We start from the raw sequence: 23,723 nt of genomic DNA, 5'->3' as shown, positions 1-23,723 counted from the left end.
GTCTTCCCTGATTCAGCTTCTATCATTTCGACGAACGGGAGAGACTGAAATCGACATCAGCGCTTCATTTTTAAAAATTTTTTATTTCTTTTGGTCTGGATCGTTCAGTCATGCCTTTACATGCCGGATGCCTGCGCCTTGTCTGCAAAAAATGCGGACAGTTCCGCCGCAATTTTCGGAGCGTCCAGCTTTTTCGTATGGCCGAGCCCCTTCTTACTCAGCAGAACGGCGTTCGGCAGTCCTTGAGCCAGCGCACCGGCGGCATGGCGGAGGGAGATCGGACTATCCGGCCCTTCCAGAACAAGCGTCGGCATCGTCACGCGGCTCCACTGTTCAACAGGCAGCGGTTTACCGTCCCAATAACCGTCAAGCAGCGCGGCATCATAGGGCAGCGTGTGGGCCACCGCCATCAGGTTCGCCCACACCTTCGGCATCATTCGCATCATGCTGACGACGAACCCGGGGGCTCCCATCCCTTTGGTCATAAAATATTTAATCGCTTCGGCGCGCCGCCCGCTGCGGATCAGCTCCGTCACCTGCGGCATAAAGTCCTGCGGCGGCTTCCGGTCCGAGGCATCGACCACAAGCGGCGGTTCGTGGAGGGCAAGCTTCGTGATGGCCGCCCCTCGGGCGGCTGCCTCAAGGGCCAATACGGCTCCCGAGGACAGCCCCCAGACATACGCGGAGCCTCCGGCCGCTTCGATGACCGCTTCCAAATCCTCGATCTCGCGTTCCACGGCGTAGGGCTGGGAATCCCCGCTGTCTCCCCGCCCGCGGCGGTCGTAGTTATATACGGTAAACTGGCTGGACAGCAGCTGGGCCAGCTGGACCTGCGCCGGAAATTTGCGGTAACTGAACGCCCCCGCCACCAGGATGAGCGCAGGCCCCCTCCCGCTCCGGTCGTAAGCGATCTTGGTTCCGTCTTTTGAAAGGACAGTGTGCATGAGAATAATCTCCTTTTTCATGGTTTCTATATAGACGACGAATGGACGAAACCCGGATCGACATATCTTCAAAAAAAAGTTTTCAACAAGCTGTTCAGTGCTTCCTTCCCTTTCCGGATGTAATCATACATCTGTTGGTTCTTGGACGCCTAATTGTTTTCGGCAGCGTATGCCCGATTTCCTCCCTGTTTTCGGAGTGCTGCCGATTCCTAGAACCTTGGGGAATCTTTTTTTGTGCACGCTAAAGCGGCCGCCGGGAAAATCCCTTGAGCCGCTTTTTTGATCCATATTTGCAAAACGATCTGGTGTGGTTTGGTTCCTTAAACAACAAGGAGGATGAAAATTCGATGTCGAATAACAAAATCATAGAAACTGAATGAGGGGGGAAGTGAACATGGCAGAGGACAATACCCGGTACGAACAGGTGAAAATGATTTGTGCAGAAGATTGCGGAAACGCACCCAAAAAAGAGTTCCTCAGAGCGTTTAATGCTGCCTTTGTTTGCAACGATATTGACTTTATTAATGAGAAGACGATAGAAGATATCCAATGGAATATTGTCGGCCATAATACATTGCAAGGTAAGGATCAGGTTTTCGAAATGCTCAGAAAGCTGATGGACAAAACGCCAACGGAGTTAATCATTAGCAATATCATCACGCACGGATATTCCGGTTCTTTAAATGGCATACTCAACCTCGAAAATAATATGAGCTACGCTTTCTGTAATATTTATCGTTTCAACAGCAGTTTAAACAAAACAAAAATTAAGGAAATTACTTCTTATATCATCGATATTTCAAAATAACAAACGATAAATAAGCCGCCTTTATCCTCTCAGGCGGCTTTTATTCATTTAACTATGAACCTTCAAACCATCTGCGGCAGTGCCAGCGGTTCTAACGCATGGGTTTCATGGATAAAGACGAACGCATCGTAACGCATCGGCATACGCGAGGGAACGTAATTCCCAAGCTCATACCCGGGGTCATAGACGACGCCGATCGCCCGGTGACCGAATACCTCCCGCAGCTCCGGCTGGGCATCGGCGTCGAACAGCAATAGCATGTTCTCGCCTCCGCCTGCCCGGCCCAACAGGTCTTCCCAACTACCCCGGATGGCGGCCGGAACTTCCATGACCTCCACGGGGGCACCCCAGGCCGAGCCTGCCAGCACATGCCCGTGATGGGTGCCGAAGCCGACGCTGAACGTCTGGGCCGGTCGGTAATATTCGCGGACGAGCTGACCGACGTTGACCATGCCGTCAGCCGCCATGTCCGTTGCGCGGGCGTCCCCGATATGGGTATTATGCTCCCACAGCACAGCCCGGGCATCCGGCCCGTGATAATCGAGCAGCTGCCGGAGCGCCCGAACCATATGACGGTCCCGGACGTTCCAGGAATCGGGTCCTCCGCGGACCATGGTCCGGTAATAGTGCTCCGCGTCGGCGGCCGCCATCGTGTTCATCATGGCGTTCAGCTCCGCTTCGCTCTGCGGATGGCCGAGCCTGGTGCGCTGCATTTCATGCAGCAGCGCCACGATCTCCTCCTCACAGCCTTCCCCGATCAGTCCGGCGGAAATGCCATAGGACTGTGAATCGTCCCCATAAGGCTCAAAGCAGCCGAACGCCTGCAGCGCCGTATCCAGGAGGGGCGACTCCGTTTGCTTCAAATAATCGACGATATGCTGCATGGATTCCCACAGGCTGTATACGTCGAGGCCGTAAAAGCCGATCCGTTCCCCGGCGGGCCGCCCCAAGTTATAGCTTCTGAGCCATTCGATGAACGCTTCCATTTCCCGGTTGGCCCACATCCAGGACGGCCATCTGTGAAATGCCCGCAGCGCCTCTGCCGCCGATTTGGCTTCGTTATCCTCCAAATCCTTGACGTACTTGTTGACTTCGTAGCAGGAAGGCCAGTCGCCTTCCACAGCTATAAACCGGATCGCCTTGCTTGCGATCAGCCTTTTCGTTATTTCGGCGCGGGTCGTATAAAATTCGGACGTCCCATGCGAAGCCTCGCCGAGCAATACTAACCTCGCATCCTTGGCGGCTTCGACCACCCGGTTTAAATCTTCCGGGCTGTGGTAAGGCATGGCCTCGCGGCGGATTTCGCCGGGCTGAAGATTCCGATTGCAGCAGTTGTTCCATATTTCATCCCCCTTTAGGACAGATACGGATAGGGTCTCCACCTCCGCAGCGGGATTATGTGCATATCCCAATGAAATCTTCGCCTAGGCCGGCTTTCGCTTCTTTTTGCCAATCAGCATCGCAATGACCAGGATCCCGGGAATCACCAGCTGCGTAATCGGCATCAGCTGCTCTACGGTCAGCTTGAGACCTGCCCTGAAATATTCCGTAAACGTGGGTGATAAATACGTGAGGCCAAATACGGTCAATCCCAGCGGGATGATCCACAGCTTGTAGCGGATTCCGGTGAGGCGCTGAAGGCCGATGCCGGCCCCAATCAGTAAGAAATTAGCCTTCATGCCGATGCCCATGAACAAGAGCAGGACAAACAGCGCGTCGGCTCTCTCAATCACGTTGGCCACCTCCATCATCTGTACGACCATAAACAGCGGATACGTGCCAATGGTGGCAATCTCGGGCCCGAGAACGAGAATAACCAGCTGGTTTAGAACGGTCAAAAAAACAGCTGTAGCCAGAAAGGATACGATGGTGAGCCTGCCGAGATGTTTGCCCTTCTGAGCATATTTAAAATAAACCAGAAACAGGACCGTCTGCCCGAAAGGAAACGATACGATGTTAGGCATGGCCGCCCGCCACACTGGAGCGAATCCGTTCTCCAGGACAGGAAACATGAATTTAGTGTGCAGCAGCCCCGTCAAAGGGACCATGACTAAGATCAATACATATCCGAACGCCATGAGGCATAAATCACGCTCAGTCTGAAAGCCGCCCGTGGCCCAAGATAGGTGATGTACGACCCGATAAGCACCGAAATGAAAATAATGATCGACATCGGTGTCCGGTTCAGCATCGTTTGAACGGCCAATTCGCCGATATCGCGAAAATTCCGGGAGGCTTCATAAGCAAAATAAGCGGTAAGTGCAAACGCAGCAATCCAGCCGAATATGCTGCCCAAGTAATGTCGGCACATCTCGAACAGATCCCTTTCCGCATCCAGGCGGTACATCAGCAAATAAACCAGAAGCAGCATCAGCCCTGCGCCGGCGCCAAGAAGCATGGCGATCCAGGCGTCCTGCTTCGCCTCTCCCCCTAACAGGAACAGGGTAGTGCTTCCTACTTCAAACAGTGATAACGATATGGCAATTTCAGAAGCACGGGTCGTTCGGATCATAGGATACTCCTTCATCGTACTCAGTTCTCTTGGGCTGCCCGGAGACAACTATTACTTCATCAGCTGTATCGTCTTCTGGATAAGTCCCGGCCGGCGGATCGTTGCCTTGACCTGGACCTGAATATCCATGCGTTTAAATTGTTCCGGCCATGTGGCCTGCATCTTCCTCCACTCTTTGGGAAAACTGCGGTGAATGATGTCGGCGTAACCGGTCACGTCAATTCCCATCTGACGCACGGCATCCCAACCGGTAGACATCTGATCACGGACTTCCGCTTCGATACTCTTCTCCATTTCACGGATGACCTCCGGTTTGGACAAGTCCTTGCTGCACGTGGATTCCATTAAATTCCCATTCAGTTTGACGTTAACCAGCATCGTATAGTGCGTGCCGGCATGGACGGGCCTGAGCTTCGTTTTCGCAGAGGTGATGATGATCGAATTATGCTTGTTTTTCGCTTGGGGACAAGGAAAAGATAACTCGGTCCCCTTCACTTGATCGGTCAGCCACGACAGCCCCATGCTTTCTCTGCCGCTCAGATATCCGGTCAATCGGTCCCCGCTGAATACGCCAAGGCGGGTCAGCCTCAAGGAAAGCGGAGGTGAGGTTTCTTTTAGGACATCGAGCGAATGCAGCTTCTCCTTATTCTCCTCCGTGTCCTCACCCACAAATGTAGCTACCGGTATACCGATACTTTTGGCATCCGAATGCAGGCTGAGCGCCAGATCAAAGATCGTTTTTTTCGGAAAAATCGATATGAATCTTGACTCTTTTCCCATAATATCGCTGTAGCTTGCACCCGGCAGCTTTTCAGGAGGAACCATTTTCTTCAACAGATCCTTCGCCGTTCCGTCGGTGAGCAGCAGCTCTACGGTTTCACGGGATTCCGAATTGCGCAGAAACAAATCAACCAGCTCGCCGAGCCCCCGCTCTGCCGCTTCCCTGCCGACCACAATCACTTTGGCGTGTGCGACATACAGCTTCCGGGAGGCTTCCAAATTACTCTTCATTCGGGCCCCGAAAATAGTATCGGAAACCATGGAAAACACATAAATGGCCGGCTGTGAGCTCATCCCGGCCGAGCCGCCCGTCCCGGAGGCCATGGAGGACGGGATGATCGTCTGATAGCTGATTTCCCATTTGTCCCCTACTCGGTCGATGCCGCCGGCTACCGTAATTCTCAGGTCGTTCAGCTCAGCCCGGTTCCAGCAGCCTGTTGTAAGCAACAGGCAAGCCATCAGCACCAAGCAGGCAATCCGTCTTCTCATCCCCATCCCCCCTTCCTAGGCCAATGGATCCCTCGGGCGCCCGACCTCACGTTCTGCGAACGACTTCTTGTCTTTCGGCTGGCGCATCCGGTTCTGGTCCCCGATGCCTATTGGACGCGTGCGCAGCTTCCACCAGGGCGCCCGAATCATCTGGTCCTTTTGGTTCGTTTTGTTAAAAGGCGATGACGGCAAGAGATAAGGTACGCCAAACGATTCGAGTGAGGCCAGATGCGCCATCAGCGGAATCAATACCCCAAGCACCCCAACCAGCCCGAAGCTTCCGGAAAATATCATCAGTACAAATCGGAGAAGGCGGACGGACGAAGCAAAGTTAATCGCCGGAAGTGCAAAATTGGAAATCGCTGTAAAGGAGACGACAATCACGACGGCTGCCGATACCAGTCCCGCCTGGACCGCGGCCTGACCGAGCACTAATGCGCCGACGATAGAAATGGCCGGGCCGATCGCTCTCGGCATCCGGACGCCTGCTTCACGAATGACTTCAAAGGTCAGCTCCATCAGCAGCGCTTCGACCAGCGTCGGCAGCGGCGTAATTTCCCGCTGTGCGGCCAATGAAATCAAAAGCGGCATGGGAAGCAGTTCCTGATGGAAGGTGGTTAAGGAAATAAAAATCGATGGGAGAAGCAGGGCGGTGAAAAACGAGATCATCCGGACAATGCGAAGAAAGGAAGAAATATCGAATCGTTGATAATAATCTTCGCTGGAGGTCAGGAAGCGGTAAAAAGTGACGGGAGCCACTAAAACAAAAGGTGTGCCGTCCACAAAGACGGCGACCAGTCCCTCCAGCAGCCCGCCGGCAACCGTGTCGGGCCGCTCGGTATTATATATGGTCGGGAAGGGCGACTGAATGCCGTCCTGTATCATTTCCTCAATATACCCGCTCTCCAGAATCCCGTCGATTTCAATACTCTGGATCCGCGATGTCATTTCCTTGACGACCTCCGGGTTTGCGATCCCTTCGATATAGGCGATGGATACGTTGGTGCGCGTATAGGTTCCGATAACATACGATTCAATGGTCAAATGCGGCGATTTGATTTTTCGCCGGAGCAGGGCGATATTGGTCGTGATATCTTCCGTAAACCCTTCTTTCGGGCCCCGGATCACCGTCTGGGAAGAAGGCTCCTCTACGGATCGCCGGGAACCTCCATCGATATATACGGCGAAGGCTTCCCGCATGCCTTGAACGACAATAACGGCCCTACCGTCCAGGACCGAATGGATTAAATCTTCCTGCGTGCAGATGACCCGAACATTCCCTATGGCCAGCTGGTTTTTGAGCCAATCGGCAGATGCCTTGTCCGCCCGAAGCAAATTATCCAACTTCAAGCGATTCAGGTTTTCCAGCAATTTGGAAAGGAGCAGCGGATCTACCAGGCCGTCGATAAAGCTGACGATGACTTTATAGTCCGATTCTTGATCCGCTGCGAGATGATGGATGACAAAATCCGTATTTTTGCCCATGGATTGTTGGAGCAGCTCCAGACTGTCGGATAGTTCTTCGCTCAGGGGCTTCCCCTTAGGAGAATCCTGATGTTCTTGCTCCCGCTCAGGCCGGGGATAGGTATACAGAAACTTTTTCAGCCGCTGAATAAACAATGGGAAAACTCCTTCGAGAAATGATTACCATTATTTTGCTGTTTCCCCTGTTTTTTATGCATCGGGCTCCCATGCCCGGTAACACCTCCGATATCCGAAAACGCAAAACCGCCCCCTAACGGGAGCGGTCACGGTCGTTGTGTGCATTTTTACCTCGATGATTGGGGCCGACCCGAGTACGAATCATGCCCTGTGTTGTTAACTCTTAGAATCACGCTTCAGTTCTGTCGGTATGTAAGCAAAGATCCGGTCAGAGCCCAAGAACGATTTCTGCTTAAAATGCGGCTGTTGGCCCTGGGGGAACCGGCGGATTGTACAGCTGGTAAGTCGTCTTGCTGGAATAGCCCCAAACCATCCACAGAATCACATATACCGGGGACAGGAAAATGGCAAAAAGAACGTAGGCCCCGTTCTTGCCGAACGCGTTCAGCAGCTTCACCTGCCAGATGATGGCGAACACGATATTGGCAATCGGCACCAGTGTGATCAGGATCCACCATGCACTCTCCTTGATCAGCTTCAACTGGAGAATATAATTCAAAATCGGGACAAACGCAAACCACGCGATGTCGTCCCTGCCCGCCTTTTTGGCAAGCTGGAAATACGCGCCGCAAATGGCGATATATATGGCTAGGTACAGGACAATCATGACAACGATCATTAAACATCCTCCTGAAATTTGGGTGTAGAGGTAAAAATGCACTTCTCTTTATTCGATGCGTTTCACCAAATCCCTTCTATAATTGTGCTTTTTTCGACATAAAACTACGTCCCGGGACCGATGCGTTTTCGGAGCACTCCGATTTCAGCCGGGCCTTTTATAACTTATTGCCGGCCTGCGGTTTTATGACATCCAGCGATTCGCCGAAATAAATAAATTTCCTTCTCCCTGTCCGGCGGGATACGGAGCATGAGCTGGAACACATTGGAAAGATTCGTTACAATAAGGAATGGAGAACAGTACAGCGATAGGAGAAGAGGAACATGACGAGTGAGGTAACTCAGGAAGAACAAAGCTTTGGCTTCTCGCGGGTATATGCAGTCGAACTGAAATATCGGCACAAGCCGGAAATCGACCGAAGCCGTTTGTTTGCAAGCATGGAGCGTTACACCGGCTCCACCCAGCAAGCCGGAGAACGCGAACATGCCGGCCTTGCGGTGTGGGAGCCGGATGAGTCCGGTCCGGATGATCTGCTTCACTTTTTTCACCTGGACTATAAGGTTGCCTATTCGGAAGGCGAGATGCCGGCGCAAACCAGCCTGATGCCGGTCCAAAACCGCCCGGTAGACGAATATGCCACCGCCGTTCAGCAGTCCTGGCACTGGAGAGAAGCCGGAGAAGTCGTCAGCGGATGCGGTTATACGCTGCTGCTCACCGACCTGATGGCTTCGGGCCTTATGCCCCAAGACAGATTGCAGCTGATGACCGGCGCCCTGCGGGCCGTGCTGGAGGTGGCTCCATGCGACGCCGTCTATTTCCGGGCCAGCGACAAGCTTGTCGAACCGCAGGCGTACCTGGCGGCGGTGGAACAAGGCGAGCTGCTGTACGGCGCGATGAACATCCGCTTTTATAACGTGGAAGGGACCGGGAGCGGGCGCAATGAAGGGCTGATGGATTCGCTTGGGCTGGCGGCGCTCGGGATTCCCGACGTCCAATGCCACTTCTTTGACCTCGACCCTTCCGAGCTGGCCGGCCAGATGATGGATGTGGCGTACTATTTATTCCGGCAGGGAGACGTGATCGAAGACGGCGAAACGATCGGCTTCACCGAAGAGATGCGCTGGCGCTGCGAGCATCAATATGCGCTGGCCGAGCCGCAGCGCGTCGTGCTCGACATCGATCCAGGCGCCCCCTACTACGCCGGACGGCAGGAGAACAGCCGCTAAATCTAAATGGCCCGAACCCGAGCGAATATGAACTTTTGATAACATCCGAATAACGCTTGATCATGCTTAACAGGCGGAGCGCAGAAGCACTCCGCCTGTCTTATTAGCGTGAAGAAGGAATTTGTTTGATGCGGGTTTTCCCGCCTTCCTGCACCACAATCAGTCTCCCTCCGCCCTTTCTGCGAGAAGCGGCGATCCGGTTCACCAGCAGGATGAGCACCGTCACGCCGGTCACCGCATAGAGCCCAATCACGGGAGCCTGCCGGCTGTCCGTTCCCAGCATGATCCCGTGGACCAGCGCCATCAAATAGGTGGGCATCGCCAGAAAGTGAATGAAGCGCCATACCTTTTTGCCGAGCTTCTTCATCAGATCCGAGCTGATGATCAGCAGCAGCATCAAGTACAGCGACACAATCCCCAGCCCCATCCATAACCGGTCGCCGCTCGCCTTAAAGGGGATCAAAAGATCCGCCAAGGAATACCCGACATACCGGTCGAACAGGAGAACGAGTCCGTGAACCATGCCAAATAACAGACCGAACCAGCCGCACCATTGATGCACCATGTTCAGCTTCGCTTTCACCGGCCCTCTCGCCCACGCCCCTCCCTGCAGCAGTCCTGCCGCAACAGAAGCGAACAGGAGCATATAAGAGGTCAGCCCCGCCGCCCTCGTCGTCACCCACACCGATAAAATTTGACTGATGCCGCTGCCGAAATGATGAAAGACCGCCATCATCCCGCCTCCTTTCCATTCTCCTGTCGATATGCTTCGATGAATCCCGCCGTACAGACGGAGCCGTCTTCGCAGACGAGCACAGCCGCCGCGGCGGGATGTTTGCGTTCAAGCCATGCCGCCCCGGCCTGCAGGCCAAGGATCAGCAGGCATTTGGCATAGACCTCGGCCGCCGTCAGCGACGGATGGATGACTGTCGCCTGCACCACATCTGTCAGGCTCGGCATCATCGTGCGAGGATCGAGGATGTGATGCCGCTCCTGCCCCTCTCCGTCCAACCATTTCCGCTTTAGCCGGCTGCTTGTGGCAACGCCCGCGTTCCTGCGGATGACGAGCGAATCCATGTCGCGGTCCAAAGCGAATGGATCCGCTATATTAACCTGCTGCGGACGGTCCTCCCCGCCCCACAGCATCATGTCCCCGCCGGCGCTGACCGCCCCGTGCGCAATGCCCTTTCTGCACATCATGCCCGCGAACTTCTCGGCGCTCCAGCCCTTGGCGATGCCGCCGAGATCCACCGACCATGCCGGAGGCAGCTCGATGCTGCGAAGCAGCGGGTTCAGCTTGGCCCCGATCTCCGGGCCAAAAGCGCCCAGCAGCCTTGCATTAGCCTCCGTTCGGTCGGGTTCCTGTGAAGAAACCTCCTCCTCCGCGGCTGTCTCTCCGAAACTTCGGCCGTAGCCCAGATCAGTCAGGAGCTGTCCGAGAAAAGGATTAAACACCCCGTCGGCCCAATGGTAATAATCCACCGCCACGCTGACGGCTTCGAACAGGATCGGCGTCGCCATAAACGGCCTGCCTGCCGAACGGTTCAGCCGGGACAGCTCGCTGCCCGGGTCGAAGCGGGTCAAATGCTTTTCCACAAAAGCAAACCAGGACTCCGCTTCCCCCTGCTCTGCCTCAGACAGTCCCTGCGTGACGAATTCGGTGTTCATCGCTCTGAATGTATGCATCTTCAATCACCTCCGTCCACCGCATGCCGCTAGGAAGCATGAGTACGCATGGAGCCTTCCCCGCTGCTGCTTTGCCCGGAGCCGAAGTCCATGCCCGACCGGGAGCGGCCGCCCATAAATCCGCGTTCCTGCCCGGAGAACCCTGCGTCCTCGCCGGAAGCTTCGTCCCGCCACTGGTTCTCGACATCGCCGCTTGAGTCGTCTTGTCCCGCTCCGAAGATCGGGGAAGTGCTCGCCACATTCCCTGCAGCAGTGTCGGCCGGATTAAATTTGGAGATATATCCTACGAAACCTGTAAACATGACCACACCCGCCATGCCTGCCGTCCATTTGATCCATTTGGAATTTGCCATATACAGACCACCTTGTTTCAAGTATGTTCATTCCCGTTATGCTGTCATTGTACGGGGCGATGGTGAAAAGATGGTGAAAAGCCAATGTCTCACCATAAAGTCTAGCGTTCAGGCAGAAGATTGCTAAAAAAAAGATGACCCCTGTCCTTGCAGGGATCATCGATGGCCGGCGGCTCTAAACCACCTCATATCCAAATGCTGATTGTCTCACGATATCGCACACCGCCTGTTCCGCGGTCAATTCCATACTTTCTCAGTCGTAACCGGCTCTAACCGGGCTTCAATGTCACCGCGCTGCGGTTCAAACCATTCCGGCAGCATCAGCTTGCGTCCCAGCGCATCCGGGGCTTCGTCCCGGGCGAATCCGGGAGGATCCGTCGCAATCTCAAACAGGATTCCGCCGTGTTCCCTGAAATAGATGGCTTTAAAATACTGGCGATCCTTAATCGGTGTGACGTCAAAGCCATTGACCGACACGCGTTCCCTCCACGCCTCATGCTCCGCGTTATCGCTTGCCCGCCAGGCGATGTGATGTACGGTTCCGGCAGTGCCATGTCCCGCTTCCATGTCCTCCATACGGACATCGATCAGGTTGCCGATCTCAGCCGTCGCTTGAAAACGGGCGTATCTGGCGTCTTCCCCGATTTTGGCCAGTCCGAGAAGGTTCTCCAGCACGTCGATCGTGTCGGCATAAGCCTCGCTGAACAGAACCGCACCGCCTAATCCCTTGATGGCCTGGTCATCCGGAATGCTTTCAAGCGGGCTTGCGCCCCCGGCTCCGTCTTCCCGCTCCACCAGTTCCAGGCGCAGTCCGTCCGGATCCGAGAACTGCAGATAGCTCTCGCCAAACCGCTTGCTGCTTGCTGCATCCCGTCCGAACCAAGCCAGCCGTTCCTGCCAAAAATCAATGGAGCCGGGCGGAATGATAAAGGTCACGATGCCCACCTGACCGCCCCCAATCTGCCCTTGCCGGGCCCGTGGATAAGGAAAAAAGGTCAGAATCGTTCCCGGAGACCCCGCCGGGTCCCCGAAATACAGGTGATACACCGTAGGATCGTCGAAGTTGACCGTCTTCTTCACCAAGCTGAGTCCGAGGATGCCGCTGTAGAAATCAATCGTTTCCTGGGGATTTCTTGAAAATGCCGTAATGTGATGTATACCTGCCGTGCGTGTGAACATCTGTATCGCTCCTTTAGGATTTTTGGATCCGGATTTTTATTTCGAATTTATTTATCTTAAATTAAAGATAAATGATGTTCTTCTCCTTGTCAATCCATTTTTTCGGAGCGAATCCGACCCTTCCCTTTCTCAAGCAAATTAGGGCCGCCGGCACTCACCGGCAGCCCCTGTCCTTTTGTATCTGCAATCCTATTTCATCCTATTTCCCTGCCAAATAAGCAGCAACTTCCGCCAATCTGGAGGCATAACCCCATTCGTTATCGTACCAGGTGGCGACGGACAGCATTTCCCCCTGCACCTGGGTTAACGGCAGGTCGATAATCGAGGAATGCGGATCGGCAACGATGCGTGACGATGCCCATTCCCCTTCCAAAACGTCGAGCACACCCTTCAGATCGCCTTCGCTTGCGGCCCGCCGGAACATATCATTGATCTCCTGAACGGTACAAGGCTTCTCCGTGATCAGGTTCAGCTCGGCAATGCTGCCTGTACGCGTCGGAATGCGGTACGCTTTGCCGGTAATCTGCAGATCGTTCCAGATGAACTTGAGCGCTTTGGCGGCGCCGGAAGACGACGGAATGATGTTTTCGGCCGCAGCCCAGGAATCCCGGCGGTCCTTCATCGGCTGATCGGTTAACGATTGCGTGTTCGTATACGAGTGTACCGCGGAGAATAAGCCGTATTTGATACCGTAGTTTTCCCGGACCAATTTGACGACCGGTGCCAGCGCATTCGTCGTGCAGCTCGCCATACTGATGATTTTATGCTTTTCCGGATCGAAGCTGTCGAGGTTGATTCCTTTCAGCAGAACGGCGTCGCAATCATCAAGCGTTTTGCTTGGTCCGCTGACCAGCACCCGTTTGGCGCCCCGCTCCAGGTGCTGTTCGGCCACAGGCCGCGTCACGGCCCGCCCGGTGCAGTCGACGACCAGGTCGACGCCGAGCTCACCCCAATGAGGCACTTCCTTGGCCGAATTCAAATAACGGATATCCCGGCCGCCGATCACGATCGCGCCCTCGCCGCCCGATACGTTCTCAGGCCAGCGCTTGTAATTGGTGTCCACTTCAAACAGCGCCGCCAGCGTCGCTTCATCTTTGATATCGGAGATGGAATAAGGAACAAATAAATTTTGTTCCAATGCCGCCCGAAGCAGCTGTCTTCCGATCCGACCGAATCCATAAATTGCAATGTTACCCATAATAGCCTCAGCTCCTGATTAAAATGATTATTGCCCGTTCATCTGCTGTACCTGATCGACCCATTGGATGAACGACCGCACATAACGCTGTACATACCTGCGGGTCGTTTCATCGGTCAGCTTACCGCTCTCCGGATCAACCTTCTCCATCGCCTGCGATATATACATTTTTTGAAACGGCATCACATAAGACTGAACGGCGTCCAAGGTTTGCCGGATTTGCTGCTGCGACAAAATCGTCCCTTTAACGCCCGGCGTCGCACCGATGACCCCGGCCGGTTTATGAATGAGAACAGCGGTTTTGGTCGGGGTTGAGGCCCAGTCCAGCGCATTTTTGAGCACACCCGGGATGCCCGAGTTATATTCCGGGCTCACGATGATGATTCCGTCCGCCTGTTGAATCGCTTCGCGGTAGCGTTTGACCGACTCCGGGCTTTCCTCCCGGTCCAAATCCGCGTTGTACAAGGGAAGATCCGCAATCGATATGAATTCATATTGTGCGGAATCCACAAGCTCGGGGATCGTATCCGCAATCATCCGGTTATACGAATGCTCCCTTAAACTCCCTACCATAATGCCTATGGTTGTCGCCATTTGCTATTTTCACCGCCCCTGCTATTCTTTGAGCCAAGCGTTCGCCAGCGCGATCGCGCCTCTAGCCGCTGCGGTATCCGCAAGAGCATTCAGCATGACGAAGTCATGAATGGCCCCCTGGAAACGGGCAGCGGTCACCCGGACGCCGGCTTCGCGCAGTTTGTTGGCATAAGCTTCGCCTTCATCGCGAAGAACGTCCGCTTCAGCAGTAATGACCAGTGCAGGAGGCAAGCCTTCGAGCTGCTCGCGCGTTGCCCGCAGCGGGGAAGCAAAGATCTCCTCTTTATCGCTCGGCTTCGTAATATACTGCTCCCAGAACCAGGCCATGGCGTCCCGGCGCAGGAAATAACCTTCCGCAAACTGATGATAGGACTCCGTGTCGTTGCCCGAGTCCGTCACCGGGTAGAACAGCAACTGTTTATGAATGGCGGGTCCCTTTCGTTCTTTCGCCATCAGCGTAATCGCAGCGGTCATATTTCCCCCAACGCTGTCCCCAGCCACGGTAAGGCGGTCCGTATCCAGACCGTATGCCTCGCCATGTTCCGCAATCCAGGTCAGAACCGCGTAGATTTCTTCGATCGCCGTCGGATATTTTGCTTCCGGAGACAGGCTGTAATTCGGGAAAACGACGCAGGCCTCGGCACCGACCGCAAGCTCCCGGATCAGGCGATCATGGGTATGCGCATTTCCGAACACCCAGCCGGCGCCATGGATATAAAGAATGACCGGCAGCTTATTTGTAACGTTTTCGGGACGAAGCAGTCTGACCGAAACCTGTCCGCTCGGCCCTCCCTCAACGGTGATATCCTGAATTTCAACCGGGAGCTTCGGGACGTCGCCCGATTGAACCTCGTCTACGGCTTCGCGCCCTTTTTCCGGTCCAAGATCAAACAAATACGGCGGATTGGCGGTATCTTGTGCAAATTTCAAAGCAGCGGGTTCCAAAACAACCTTCTTTGTCATATGTATTCCCTCCCATAATTTATACTACAATGCGTAGTTTCAAAAAGCATGAAATCACCCGGTAAGGGCCACGGCATCCCATGATGCCGTCCATCAGGCTAGGGACCTTCCAATGTTGATCCGGTGCTCCGTGCAGCCAAGAAGCAGCGTAGTGGGAATCGACAAACATGCTTGACGCATAACATCCCTTTGGCAACGTTAGAATAGCACATAATGTTTTTCGTGTATATAAAATTATATTAACTATGTTTTTCTCTCTAATGTACAAAAAATCAGTAAAAAAGGCCGTTGCATTTACCCCTGCTTAACAATCCGGGACTTCGGTTACAGTCAGCAGTCCTATTTCCGAAAATGTAGTAGACCGGGATTTGAAAATTGATATAATAAATTGATTCTTCGGATGAGCGGCGGATTCGCTTGTGACTCATTTGACGGCATTCATCACATCAAGGAGGGGATCTATAAGGCTATGATTGAAAAAAAGGTGACTTGGCTGGAGCTGTTTTACGATCTTCTCTTAGTCGCAGCCGTGTCCAAAGCAACGCATGTCCTGCTGCATGCGGAACACGGGACCATTCCCTTGGAGTACCTGAGCAAATTCGTGTTGATTTTTATCCCGATCTGGTGGGGTTGGGTAGGACAAACACTCTTTGTGAACCGGTTCGGCCAGGATATTTTAATTCACAGGATCTTCATGATCCTTCAGCTGTTGTTCGTTCTCGTCATGACGGCGAGTTTGTCGCCTGACTTTGACCAATACTATGTTCCCTTCTTTGTGGGATACATAGGCTCCAGGGCGCTGACGGCTCTGCAGTATCTTCTGGTCCATCGGGCCAAAGCGGCGCATCAGCAAGTGACCGCCTCCTATTTGGGCACCCACTTTTTGATCGGCATCCTGATCTCGGCCTGCTCGCTGTTCTTCGACTCCTGGATCCGGTATGCCGTCTTGTACGCGGGAATCGCCGTAGATATTCTGCTTCCCTTATTGGGGCGCCGGCATTTGGTCAAAACGCCCATCAATACGCACCACTTGCTCGAACGCTTCGCCCTGTTTACCTTGATTCTTCTAGGCGAATCTGTCGTCAGTATCCTGGCCGTGCTGCAATTTAATCACTGGGACCTGCCGTCCGTCCTGTTCGTAGCCTTTACCAGCCTGCTGGTCATCGCCATGTGGTGGCAGTACTTTGATAACATCGACAAAAAGGTAAGCCGGGAAATCCACACCGCCGGCCAAATGATTATTTACGGTCACTTATTCGTGTATTTATCGATGAGTATGATCGCGGCAGCCATTCAGCTGTTATACAAAGACCAGATGGATTACTCCTTCATGCTGGCATTCGTGTTTGGGTCTGTGCTCCTGTATTTCTTATCGACCTCTGTGGTGTTCCACCGGTACAGACACAAACATTTGCGGCTGAAGCCCTATCATCTGGCTATTATGCTGGGGATTCTTGCTTGCTGCTTCGTGATTGACCTGATCTTCCCCGTCCCCAATTACGCCATCGTCGGAGAAGTCATGATTTTCTTCATCGTCTACGCGAAGTTAACGACATGACCCGTTTTATCAAAAAGGCACATCTCCCAGTTATATTACGGGGTATGCCGCTTCTTCATCAGCCCCAAACCTTCAAGAGCTCCAAAGCCTTGGGTTTTGGGGCTTTTGTGATATGCAAAGTCCTCAACATCGTGCGCAGCCACCAAACGATTGCTTGTACCACGCTGAAAAGAAAGGTTGGAGCATCGGCCTGCCCTGATTCTTGACTCGGTTTGTCCGCCGGAAGTATGCTCTTATTAAACTTGAACTCCGGCACTATTTCAGGAGCTAGATCGAATGAACTAAAGAAATAAACGGATAAGCCGTATTGGGCTTTTATAACAGGAAGCTCGGTGCAAAACTTTAGTTCGATTTATATAGATGCGGGAAAGGATTGGATATGGATGAAAATATTGCTGGCAGAAGACGATATGCGGCTGGGGGAGTTGGTCGTGCACATGCTGAAGAAAAAAGGCGGCCATACTGCGGATTGGGTCACTACCGGCAGGGAAGCCTGCGAGTATGCCGAGGCCACCAATTACGACGTCCTGATTCTCGACTGGATGATGCCGAAGGGCGACGGCGTCTGGGCCTGCCGGCAGCTGCGGAAGGAAGGATACATGGGCGCCATCCTGATGCTGACCGCCAAGGACGGACTGCAGGACCGGATCAATGGACTGGACGCGGGCGCAGACGACTATTTGGTCAAGCCGTTTGAAATCGAGGAGCTGCTCGCCCGGCTCCGCGCCCTGTCGCGGCGGAATTTTGCGCCCATTCAAGGTGAGGAAGTTCAGGTCACCGGCCTCATCCTGAACCGGACCAACCAGACGGCAAGCATCGCGGGAGAGCTCGTCCAGCTGACGCCGCGGGAGTTTCAGCTGCTGGATCTGCTGATCCAGAACAAGGGCATCGCTTTGACCCGGGAAGTCATTTTGGACCGGATTTGGGGACTCGACGCCGATGTCGGCCCCAAAGCGATCGACGCCATGATCAAGCTGCTCCGCAAGAAGCTCAGCGGACTGAATCAAGAGCTGATTCAGAGCATCCGGGGGGTCGGCTATAAAATTGAAGCCTAAATGGAAATGGAAAGTTCCCTTCGCCTGGCCCCGGCAGGGGAGTGACCTGTTCAAAAGAACCCAGAACCGGTTGACGCTGCAGTATACCGCAGTGCTTATCGCTTTCCTCGCCCTGTTCATCGGAACGGTGTACGGGCTGCTGTATTTTCTGCTGATCAACGACCAGAAAAATCAGCTGAACGACTGGATTCAAGATATGTCCTATGCGTTTCATGAATCGATGGAGCATACCGGCTCCTATAATATTGAAGGCAATCTCGGCAGCAGCTATCCATCGTTAGCGAACCAGACGGTGGGCTGCTTCAAGGACCCTCAAGGGAATTTTCTGTACGAAGCACAGCAGCGGATGGGACTGAGCGCAGCGGTCGGCAGCGCGGTGGCGGAGTGGACGCCCGAAGGCGATCAGACGGAGTACAAGACCGTTACGATCAAGGAAACCGGCCGGGATGGAGGGCCGCCAAGACACGGAAACGATCCCCGCAAGGCGGCTCCCGGAAATGTCCGCATGCTTCTTGCCGGCAAGGCCGTTTACGATAACGGGGTCTTTATAGGCACGCTGTACGTGGCCAAGGAGGTAGGCAGCCAGTACCGGCTGTTCGGCTGGCTCCTGCTCGTGCTGATCGGGCTCGCGCTGCTGTTCTGCGTCCTGGCCGTGTTTCTCAGCCGGAACATGTCGGTCAAGGCGATGGTTCCGATCGCCCGCTCGTATACGAGGCAGCGCGAGTTCGTCGCGGACGCCTCGCATGAGCTGCGCACGCCGCTCAGCGTCATCCTGTCCTCCATTGAGGTGCTCGAAATGGAAAACAGCCTGAAGGACGATCCGTTCAGCCGGAGGGTGCTGGACAACATGCGGGAAGAAGCTAAGCGGATGACCGACCTTTCCAGCCACCTTCTGACGCTGGCACGCTCCGACTCGGATGAGGTTCAGCTGATCATGACCGACTTTGATCTGGCGGCTGAAGCCTCGCGGACGATAGCATCCCTGCTTTCTTTGGCGCAGGCCAAGCAAATTACACTGAAGCTGCATGCGGAAGACGGCATGACGGTTCATGGCGATGCCCAGCGCCTGCAGCAGCTGATGGTCATCCTACTGGACAATGCCATCAAATATACGCCGGTGGGCGGCACCGTCTCCCTTGCCCTGAAGATCCGGGAGGACAAACGGAGAATGCTGCACATGACCGTCAGCGATAACGGAATCGGCATACCGCTGGAGGAACAGCCGCACATCTTCGAACGTTTTTACCGCGTGGACAAATCCCGCGCCCGGGAGCTGGGCGGCCACGGCCTTGGGCTGTCCATCGGCAGATGGATTGCCGAAGCCCACGGCGGCACTTTGAGCGTGCAAAGCACGCCCGGCCAAGGCAGCACCTTCACCGCTGTCATTCCTTGCTAAGTCTTCCGTCATATGAAAAAAGGACATGCTCAACCTGTCGATGACAGGGAGCATGTCCTTTTTTCACATCAGGGTCCGCATATTTAGGTTACAGCTCTCGGGTCATAAAAGTGCTGTAAGGATCGAGCGTATAATCCGCAAATGGGCCGCACTCCTCAAATCCAAAGGCTGCGTACAGTCGTCGGGCCGGCTCGAACGACGCCATTGAGCCCGTCTCCAGGCTCAGCCGCCGGTATCCCCGCCGCCGGGCCTCCTCAATGATGTGCGCCAGGATGGATCGGGCCACGCCTTTACGTAAGTGGGCAGATGCGGTCCGCATCGATTTGATCTCGCCGTGGCCGGGATCAAGCTCCTTCAGCGCCCCGCAGCCAAGCAGCTCTCCCTGTTCCCATGCGCTCCAGAATGTCACATCCGGACGCCGCAGCCCGTCCAGATCTAGGGCGTGTATGCTCTCCGGCGGCGACTCCTCCGCCATGCCTTGAAGATGCTCGCGGATCAACGCGGCTATTTCCGGCCCGCTTAAATCGTCCAGCATAATTTTCATACCGTTCACCTTCACTCCGTTGGTAAGTTTCATCTCATGTGCTGTGATCATTGTACAGCCGGACGAGCCCTTAGAAAAAGGTAATCTTTCCGGGAAACCTTTCCCCTTTCGTCAGATGTCATGTTTTCCCGTACCGCAATCGCGGTTGATCTCCTGCTGTTAACCTTCCCCTTTAAACCAGATGTCCTTAAAATCTACCCACCCGGCGGCATTCAACCGAACGCCCTGCTGCGCCGGGTGGGACAGCACCCGGGCCTCGTTGTAGGTCAAATAGACGGCCGTGCTGCGGTCGATCAACCAGGATTCCAGCCGCTGAAACGCCTCGTCCCGGACTTCCGGTTCCGCCTCTTGAAGCAGCTGCCCCACAAGCCGGTCTACTTCCGCCTGCGTTCCAGGATCCAGCATGCTGCGAATGAAGCTGTACCGGGACAGCAAATATTCGATCTGCCGGAGCAGCCCCTCGCTCAGCAGCGCCTCAAACAGGATCAGGTCCGCCTCCCGAATCCGCTCTTCCTTCATTAATTCCTCCCAGGGCAGAATATACACGTCCAGCCGGATTCCGGCCTGGCCATATTGCTGCTGAAGCCAGTAAGCCGCCTGCTCATGGCGACGGTACGCATACAGCTTCAGCGCCTCTCCGCCGTACCCGGACCGTTTCAATTCCCTGGATGCCTCTTCCGGATCATACAGCGGATCAGCGGCAGCCGGCTGCAGCTCAAGGTGAAAACCGAGGCAAGGGGAAGCATGCGGGTAGCCCAGCTCTCGGACCATCCGGCTCCGGTCAACCGCAAGTGCAAGCGCCCTGCGGAAGGAACCGGTTTGCAAAATCCCCGGTTTCGCAAGGTTTATCGTCAGCATACTGCATCCGGTGACGAGACGGCTGCGCCGCCATGTCTTCAGCTCTTGACGGCGCGCTTCTCCCGTCTCGACGACCAGTACGCCCGGATTGGTCTCCACCGTCCATTCTCCGCCGGTGTCCGGAATGACCATTACTTCGATTCGATCGATCAGGCCCCGGGCCGCATAATAATCCGGGAAAACCTCCAGCACGCACATCCCCGGCGTAAGCTTAGCGATCCGGTAAGGCCCTGCCCCGACGGGCAGGCTGCCGGCAACCGTTCCGGCCCCGGACTCCCCGCTGGCGCGGGAAAGGATGGCTGCCGCCGTATGCGACATAAATAACGCAAACAGGACGTTGGGCTGACGCAGCTCCATGCGGATGGTGTTACGCGATTCCGCGCAGATTTCAACGATGTCCCTGCTCAGCCAGGAATGATTGTTGGATTCCTGCTGCACGCGCAGCAGGCTGTATTTGACGTCATCGGCCGTAAGCTCCATGCCGTCATGAAATGTCACGCCTTTTCGCAAATAGAACGTCCAACAACAGGCATCAGCACTAGATTCCCAATGATGTGCGACGCCCGGAATAACCTTGCCGGTGTCCATTTCCAGCTCGACCAGAGTCGCATGGATTTGGCGGATCAGATGGGTATCGAAAGCATACATTGCGTCCACCGGGTCCAGCGTCACGATCGGCCGGTATACCGGCAGGCGGAGCGTCTCCACCATACGTCCCTCCCCGGTCGTTTCCGTCCGGTATCCGAAATAGCCGGTGAGCCAGTCCACAAACCGCTGCATCACTTCGGGTTCGCCCGCCTGCTCTTTTACCCATAGAAGCGCGCCCTGCACGTCTCCCTGCTTCACGTATTGCTGCGCTACCCGGATGACGAGCTCCCGCTTGTCCGCCAGAAACGTCAGCTCCGACCGATGGCCTCTGCCCTGCCCGGCTGCATAGCGGATCAGGCCGGCGTCCGTCATTTTGCGCAGGATCAGCCTGGCGTTACGGGGCGTGCAGTACAGGGCCTCGGCCAGCCCGTCGATCGTCACCCGGAACGGCTCCCCTTCCTTTTCACCGGAATAAGCGCTTCGCAGCCGAAGGTAATCTTCTGCCAATTTCACCGGACATAGCCCCTTTTGTTCAGTTGAAAAAATGGTATGCATCCAACATACAAATTTTGCTGGCGCATTTCAATCCCACTGGCCGGGCTTTTCTGAAGGGAACAAAAAGGCAGCCTTCGGGCTCCTCAGCCATCAGACTGCCTGTCTGTATATTTTGTGGTTGTACGCGGTTGTTACGCCAACTACTTCAGCAGCTCCACCGCCTGCGTATCCTGAATCGGCATCCATATCTGCTTCACCTTAATGGTCAGCGGCTGCGGATAGTCTACCGCATCCTTGCCGAAGTTGTAATCGTAATCGTCTCCCATCGTGTCTTTCTTGTTGGACCAGCTATGTCCACCTTGGGAATATCCTTCAGGAGACTGCCTTTTGTGGACGTTGCCGTCGGCATCGGTGAAGCTGTCCTCCAGCGACAACGACAGGCTCTCGCCGGCATAGGCGTGTTCGAGCTCGCGGTGAATCAGCACCTCGCCGGGGCCAGCCGTCCGGGTGTATGAAATCAGGGTAAACCGGTCGTCCGGCGCTTCCACAATCTGCTTCTTCTTCAGGTCGATCACGATTTGCAGCTGGTCCTTGTCCACCGCAGCCGTGCCCTCCGTCTTGAGCCTAATGGAATCATACTCGGCGTATTTCTGGCCGCTGCCGTACATCAGCATCGCGTCCGTCCCCTCCGTGAGGGCCTCCGAATTATCCCGAGAGTACCACTTCGGATAATACAGCTTTTCGATTTCGTCCCCGACTTTCCCGATGAGCACCGGACTGAGCAGCCGGAATACTTGTTTCGCGTTCGACTGATCATAGTCCAGGTCGACGTACGTGTGCAGCGGCGTATAGATGACCTGAGTCACATGAATCTGCTGGCCGCCTACGGTCAGTGTCCGGTCTGGGTGCAGCACGCGCTCTTTGTCCTTGAACATGCCGGGATCGAGCTCAAACGAAATGTCGAACGCCGTGCGGTATTTATTGGAGCTGGACACGAGCGCTTCGTTTGACGTCTCCGTCAAGGTCACATGAAACTTGGCATCCTTGGTATATTGAACGGACGGGTTCAGGGGCACGGTGTAAATAAAATGATTGGCTCCATTCGCCGGAATTCTGTTGCTGCCACTTCCCGCCAATTCCACCGACGCTCCTTTGGACGGGGCTTCCACGCCGCCAAGTTCAAGGGCTACGTCCGCGTTGATGACCTCTTTATCCGTTTGGTTGCGGACACCGAACAGCACATAGGCCATCCGGCCATCCGTGACGGCACCGTCTACCTCTACGCGATACCCTTTTTGTTCGACGCTTTCGGCAATCGGCTTGACGAACCCCCGGTCCATTGCGCTCGCCAGACCCTCCACCGTGGTTGATCGGTACGGCTCCAGCATAGCCTGGCTCGGAATCCCCGCCGTCTGCTTCGGCGCCGGCTCCTCCCGTTGGGCCAAGCTGCCGATCGAGTAATTGATAATTAGCAGGGCCGCCGCGAGCGCCATAACCGTCCCCGTACTCCAAAAATAGAAACGCCGCTTCTCACGCATTTTTCCTCTCTCCATTCCTTTGCGCATAGCCAGAGTCAATTTCATCTCAGGCAATGCTTCCGCATGCTTGTTTACTTCATAGGCATCCTGCAGCAGGATGCGCTGTTCTTTTTCGGGCATAACCTGTCCCTCCCTTCTGCTCAGCCTCTACATATATTTCCGGAGCTGCTTCAGGCCTTCCCGCAGCCAAGTCTTGATCGTTCCTTCCGGCTTGCCCAGCACCTTCGCGATTTCAACGGACGTCATGTCCTGGTAATATTTCAGCATGACGACATGCCGGTACTTCGGCTTCATCCGCTCCAGCGCGCGCTGCAGGTCGATCCGCTCGCTGCTTTTCATCTCCTGCACGGCCCCTTCCTGCGGCTCCTCCACCGGAAACACCCGTTTCTTCCGCCGCAGCTCGTCCATGCAGCAGTTGATCGTGATGCGGATGAGCCACGGGGTGAAGGACTGCGGGTCCTTCAGCTTCTTCCGCTTCACCCACGCCCGGTATGACGCCTCCTGCACGGCTTCCAGCGCATCGGCTTCACTGCGCAAATAACTGTAGGCAATGGAATACAATTTTCGCTGCTCGGCGGTCAGGCGCTCAAAAAACGCTTCTGCTTCCGTCAGCGTGGTTCTATTCATATGGATCTCGCTCCATGTACTATCAGCATTCAGCGTCCCCACTCCCCCCTC

Annotated in this window: 23 protein-coding genes; 5 read left to right on the top strand and 18 right to left on the bottom strand. The window is 54.9% G+C overall.

Annotation, left to right across the window (positions count from 1 at the left end):
* Nucleotides 1-116: 116 nt before the first annotated feature.
* Entirely contained in the window at nt 117-944 is an 828-nt protein-coding gene (locus tag MKY74_RS14305; RefSeq protein WP_076168594.1) for an alpha/beta fold hydrolase, read from the bottom strand.
* 394 nt (nt 945-1,338) lie between these two features.
* Here MKY74_RS14305 and MKY74_RS14300 point away from each other — a divergent pair, with 394 nt between their 5' ends.
* Nucleotides 1,339-1,752, top strand: coding sequence for a hypothetical protein (locus MKY74_RS14300; RefSeq protein ID WP_076168596.1), 414 nt, complete (start codon nt 1,339-1,341; stop codon nt 1,750-1,752).
* A gap of 62 nt (nt 1,753-1,814) precedes the next feature.
* On the opposite strand, the gene MKY74_RS14295 is transcribed toward MKY74_RS14300, so the two are convergent.
* The 6 genes from MKY74_RS14295 to MKY74_RS14270 form a co-directional block, all read right to left on the bottom strand.
* Nucleotides 1,815-3,164, bottom strand: coding sequence for an erythromycin esterase family protein (locus MKY74_RS14295; protein ID WP_341012372.1), 1,350 nt, complete (start codon nt 3,162-3,164; stop codon nt 1,815-1,817).
* 12 nt (nt 3,165-3,176) lie between these two features.
* On the bottom strand, nt 3,177-3,800 hold the full coding sequence (locus tag MKY74_RS14290; protein WP_244169239.1) for a GerAB/ArcD/ProY family transporter: 624 nt from the start codon (nt 3,798-3,800) through the stop codon (nt 3,177-3,179).
* 8 nt (nt 3,801-3,808) lie between these two features.
* Complete coding sequence (locus tag MKY74_RS14285; protein ID WP_244169203.1) at nt 3,809-4,264, bottom strand: GerAB/ArcD/ProY family transporter; 456 nt, start codon at nt 4,262-4,264, stop codon at nt 3,809-3,811.
* 51 nt (nt 4,265-4,315) lie between these two features.
* Nucleotides 4,316-5,533: a Ger(x)C family spore germination protein gene (locus tag MKY74_RS14280; protein WP_076168598.1), complete on the bottom strand. Its 1,218-nt coding sequence runs from the start codon at nt 5,531-5,533 to the stop codon at nt 4,316-4,318.
* Nucleotides 5,534-5,548: 15 nt separating this feature from the next.
* On the bottom strand, nt 5,549-7,153 hold the full coding sequence (locus tag MKY74_RS14275) for a spore germination protein (protein ID WP_341012370.1): 1,605 nt from the start codon (nt 7,151-7,153) through the stop codon (nt 5,549-5,551).
* A 274-nt stretch (nt 7,154-7,427) separates the two neighbouring features.
* The gene (locus tag MKY74_RS14270) at nt 7,428-7,814 is read right to left on the bottom strand and encodes a DUF5684 domain-containing protein (RefSeq protein ID WP_076168600.1); all 387 of its coding nucleotides are present in this window, start codon (nt 7,812-7,814) and stop codon (nt 7,428-7,430) included.
* Between the two features lie 323 nt (nt 7,815-8,137).
* Between MKY74_RS14270 and MKY74_RS14265 the strand changes: the two genes are divergently transcribed.
* On the top strand, nt 8,138-9,040 hold the full coding sequence (locus MKY74_RS14265) for a DUF4261 domain-containing protein (RefSeq protein WP_076168602.1): 903 nt from the start codon (nt 8,138-8,140) through the stop codon (nt 9,038-9,040).
* A gap of 103 nt (nt 9,041-9,143) precedes the next feature.
* Here the strand turns inward: MKY74_RS14265 and MKY74_RS14260 are convergent, their stop codons facing one another.
* The 7 genes from MKY74_RS14260 to MKY74_RS14230 form a co-directional block, all read right to left on the bottom strand.
* Entirely contained in the window at nt 9,144-9,776 is a 633-nt protein-coding gene (locus MKY74_RS14260) for a ferric reductase-like transmembrane domain-containing protein (protein ID WP_244169204.1), read from the bottom strand.
* The gene (locus MKY74_RS14255; protein ID WP_076168606.1) at nt 9,773-10,726 is read right to left on the bottom strand and encodes an FAD:protein FMN transferase; all 954 of its coding nucleotides are present in this window, start codon (nt 10,724-10,726) and stop codon (nt 9,773-9,775) included. Before MKY74_RS14255 ends, MKY74_RS14260 begins: the two co-directional genes overlap by 4 nt.
* A 29-nt stretch (nt 10,727-10,755) precedes the next feature.
* Nucleotides 10,756-11,079, bottom strand: a complete 324-nt coding sequence (locus MKY74_RS14250) for a hypothetical protein (RefSeq protein WP_076168608.1) — start codon at nt 11,077-11,079, stop codon at nt 10,756-10,758.
* 237 nt (nt 11,080-11,316) lie between these two features.
* The gene (locus tag MKY74_RS14245; RefSeq protein WP_076168611.1) at nt 11,317-12,258 is read right to left on the bottom strand and encodes a ring-cleaving dioxygenase; all 942 of its coding nucleotides are present in this window, start codon (nt 12,256-12,258) and stop codon (nt 11,317-11,319) included.
* Between the two features lie 199 nt (nt 12,259-12,457).
* On the bottom strand, nt 12,458-13,456 hold the full coding sequence (locus MKY74_RS14240) for a type I glyceraldehyde-3-phosphate dehydrogenase (protein ID WP_076168613.1): 999 nt from the start codon (nt 13,454-13,456) through the stop codon (nt 12,458-12,460).
* A gap of 27 nt (nt 13,457-13,483) precedes the next feature.
* Nucleotides 13,484-14,050, bottom strand: coding sequence for an NADPH-dependent FMN reductase (locus MKY74_RS14235; protein WP_076168615.1), 567 nt, complete (start codon nt 14,048-14,050; stop codon nt 13,484-13,486).
* A gap of 21 nt (nt 14,051-14,071) precedes the next feature.
* Nucleotides 14,072-15,013 (bottom strand): alpha/beta hydrolase, encoded by a 942-nt coding sequence (locus MKY74_RS14230; protein ID WP_076168617.1) that lies wholly within the window; start codon nt 15,011-15,013, stop codon nt 14,072-14,074.
* A 469-nt stretch (nt 15,014-15,482) separates the two neighbouring features.
* Here MKY74_RS14230 and MKY74_RS14225 point away from each other — a divergent pair, with 469 nt between their 5' ends.
* The 3 genes from MKY74_RS14225 to MKY74_RS14215 all read left to right on the top strand — a co-directional run bounded on the left by MKY74_RS14225 (nt 15,483) and on the right by MKY74_RS14215 (nt 19,022).
* Complete coding sequence (locus tag MKY74_RS14225) at nt 15,483-16,571, top strand: low temperature requirement protein A (RefSeq protein WP_076168619.1); 1,089 nt, start codon at nt 15,483-15,485, stop codon at nt 16,569-16,571.
* A gap of 383 nt (nt 16,572-16,954) precedes the next feature.
* Nucleotides 16,955-17,626 carry a response regulator transcription factor gene (locus MKY74_RS14220; protein ID WP_076168621.1) on the top strand — a complete coding sequence of 224 codons (672 nt, stop codon included), beginning with the start codon at nt 16,955-16,957 and terminating at the stop codon, nt 17,624-17,626.
* Nucleotides 17,616-19,022 carry a sensor histidine kinase gene (locus tag MKY74_RS14215; RefSeq protein WP_084203782.1) on the top strand — a complete coding sequence of 469 codons (1,407 nt, stop codon included), beginning with the start codon at nt 17,616-17,618 and terminating at the stop codon, nt 19,020-19,022. The genes MKY74_RS14220 and MKY74_RS14215 overlap by 11 nt, the downstream gene beginning before the upstream one ends.
* Before the next feature lie 88 nt (nt 19,023-19,110).
* Here the strand turns inward: MKY74_RS14215 and MKY74_RS14210 are convergent, their stop codons facing one another.
* The 4 genes from MKY74_RS14210 to MKY74_RS14195 all read right to left on the bottom strand — a co-directional run bounded on the left by MKY74_RS14210 (nt 19,111) and on the right by MKY74_RS14195 (nt 23,672).
* The gene (locus tag MKY74_RS14210; RefSeq protein WP_076168624.1) at nt 19,111-19,566 is read right to left on the bottom strand and encodes a GNAT family N-acetyltransferase; all 456 of its coding nucleotides are present in this window, start codon (nt 19,564-19,566) and stop codon (nt 19,111-19,113) included.
* Between the two features lie 159 nt (nt 19,567-19,725).
* Nucleotides 19,726-21,525, bottom strand: a complete 1,800-nt coding sequence (locus tag MKY74_RS14205) for an ABC transporter substrate-binding protein (RefSeq protein WP_076168626.1) — start codon at nt 21,523-21,525, stop codon at nt 19,726-19,728.
* Nucleotides 21,526-21,707: 182 nt separating this feature from the next.
* Nucleotides 21,708-23,165: a DUF4179 domain-containing protein gene (locus MKY74_RS14200; RefSeq protein ID WP_076168628.1), complete on the bottom strand. Its 1,458-nt coding sequence runs from the start codon at nt 23,163-23,165 to the stop codon at nt 21,708-21,710.
* 27 nt (nt 23,166-23,192) lie between these two features.
* Entirely contained in the window at nt 23,193-23,672 is a 480-nt protein-coding gene (locus tag MKY74_RS14195; protein ID WP_076168631.1) for a sigma-70 family RNA polymerase sigma factor, read from the bottom strand.
* Between the last annotated feature and the right edge of the window lie 51 nt (nt 23,673-23,723).

This window comes from Paenibacillus sp. FSL R5-0378, from assembly GCF_038009285.1.
Taxonomy (GTDB): Bacteria; Bacillota; Bacilli; order Paenibacillales; family Paenibacillaceae; genus Paenibacillus_AQ; species Paenibacillus_AQ favisporus.
Note: the sequence above shows the minus strand (reverse complement) of the source record. Positions and strands in the feature narration are given on the sequence as shown.